The 2,057-nt window shown below is 65.4% G+C and carries 3 protein-coding genes and 1 pseudogene; all 4 read left to right on the top strand.

Annotated features, from left to right (window positions below):
- The first annotated feature begins 78 nt into the window (after positions 1-78).
- Positions 79-267, top strand: a pseudogene (locus MJD61_10300) (cation diffusion facilitator family transporter).
- A 116-nt stretch (positions 268-383) separates the two neighbouring features.
- Positions 384-722 (top strand): four helix bundle protein, encoded by a 339-nt coding sequence (locus MJD61_10305; protein ID MCG8555661.1) that lies wholly within the window; start codon positions 384-386, stop codon positions 720-722.
- Positions 723-935: 213 nt separating this feature from the next.
- The gene (locus MJD61_10310; protein MCG8555662.1) at positions 936-1,523 is read left to right on the top strand and encodes a Uma2 family endonuclease; all 588 of its coding nucleotides are present in this window, start codon (positions 936-938) and stop codon (positions 1,521-1,523) included.
- Between the two features lie 199 nt (positions 1,524-1,722).
- Positions 1,723-1,899: a hypothetical protein gene (locus MJD61_10315; protein ID MCG8555663.1), complete on the top strand. Its 177-nt coding sequence runs from the start codon at positions 1,723-1,725 to the stop codon at positions 1,897-1,899.
- Positions 1,900-2,057 lie beyond the last annotated feature (158 nt).

A 2,057-nucleotide genomic window follows, 5' to 3' on the forward strand; every position in this document is an offset into this window, starting at 1 on the left:
ACGCCCTCGGTGCCACGTCTGCTGCCGAGACCGGCGAGTCCAAGCAACTCATCGTCCGTATCGTTGCGATGCTAACCAAGCTCTGCCGATAGTCACGGCCACGCTTACGACCACGACCACGACCACGACCACGACCACGGCCACGGCCACGGCCACGGCCACCACAGCTCGCTTGGATCTGGCCCTGGCCCCGCTCGTGACCGCGGCGCTCCCGTATCGCCTCGCACCGACTCCAGCCCCCGCTTCCGAAGCGCCCCGCGGTCGTAGTCGTGAACGTAGTCGTGGTCGTGGTCGTGGTCGTAGTCGTAGTCGTAGCCGTAGCCGTAGCCGTACCCGTAACCAGTACGACGCAACCCAGCCACTGACCGACCGATATCCTCACCATGCTCTCCTACGAAAAGCTCGATGTCTATCAGTGCGCGATCCAGTTCGTCGCCCGTGCAGTCACCTTGTCGCAGCAGATGCCCAAGGGCTATGCAACGCTGGCCGACCAGTTGCGCCGTGCAGCTATGGCCATCCCGCTCAATATCGCCGAAGGTGTGGGCAAACCCAGTCTGGCCGACCAGGCTCGTTTTCATGCGATCGCGCGCGGTTCCGCCATGGAGTGCGGGGCCATCCTAGATGTCATGCACGCCCTCGGTGCCACGTCTGCTGCCGAGACCGGCGAGTCCAAGCAACTCATCGTCCGTATCGTTGCGATGCTAACCAAGCTCTGCCGATAGTCACGGGTCACGAGTGGGATCCCGCTACGGCCACGGCCACGCTTACGACCACGACCACGACCACGACCACGACCACGACTACGCAACGGCCACGGCCACGCAACGGCCACGACTACTTCAGTCGTTTCCCCGAGCTGCGCGTCAACCCCCTCGTCGCGGCCTAGCCTTAGGGCCCGCGGCGACGGGGACGGCCCGGTCTGCTAACTTCAAGCCATGTCCGACCCTGCGCAGCGCCTCGCGACCTACGCGGATCTCCTCGATCTGCCTGACGAGCAGCGTGCCGAGGTGCTTGCAGGCCGGATCGCAACCGCTCCCGCGCCGCTGCCGCGACACTCCAAAGTCCAGGGAGCTGCTCGCAGATTTCTGGGTGGTCCCTTCGATGACGACGACGGCCGGGGCGGCCCCGGTGGCTGGTGGATCTTCGTGGAAGTCGACGTGCAGCTGACGCCGCACGATGTGGTGCGCCCGGACCTTGCGGGTTGGCGGCGCGAACGCCTGCAGAGCCCTGGCTCGATGCGGCCCATCACCGTGGCGCCGGACTGGGTGTGCGAAGTGGTGTCCAGGAGCACTGCCAGCCGCGACCGTGTAACCAAGCGTACGCTCTACGCGCGCGCGGGCATCGCACACTACTGGATCATCGATCCCGATGCTCGCGTGCTTGAAGCGCTGCAGCTCGAAAACCGTGCCTGGATCGAGACGGGCGCCTACGACGACACCTCCACCGCCCGCATCCCCCCCTTCGAAGCCATCGAGCTCGAGGTCGGCCGCCTCTTTCTACCCCGCGAAGCCGAGACCCCCTAGTCTCGACTTGAGCACTTCTGTAGCAGTGAGGGGCGAGGAGCGAGGGACGCACTGCTGCCGGGTCGTTCCCGTGGTCGGGGCGTATTGCGGGGTCGGCCGCCGTGCACGATGTGCGCGCCGTAATCAAGCCCACGAGCTGAGCCTAGGCGCCCACGCACGCCGGCCTCGACGCGCGCGCCAACCCGGAGAGAGAGCTGGCATGCGGGTTGGCACGCGCTACGCCCCGCAATACGCCCCGACCACCGGACCTACATACCTGGTTACGCCCGTTCTCGTAGTCGTAGTCGTAGTCGTAGTCGTGGTCGTGAACGTGGTCGTGGTCGTGGTCGTAGTCGTAGCCGTACCCGTAACCGGTACGACGCAACCCAGCCAGTGACTGACACGTCCTCGGCGCCACGTCTGTTGCCGAGACCGGCGAGTCCAAGCAACTCATCGTCCGTATCGTTGCGATGCTAACCAAGCTCTACCGATAGTCACGGTCACGCTTACGACCACGACCACGACCACGACCACGACCACGACCACGACCACGAC

This window comes from Pseudomonadota bacterium, from assembly GCA_022361155.1.
Taxonomy (GTDB): domain Bacteria; phylum Myxococcota_A; class Polyangia; order Polyangiales; family JAKSBK01; genus JAKSBK01.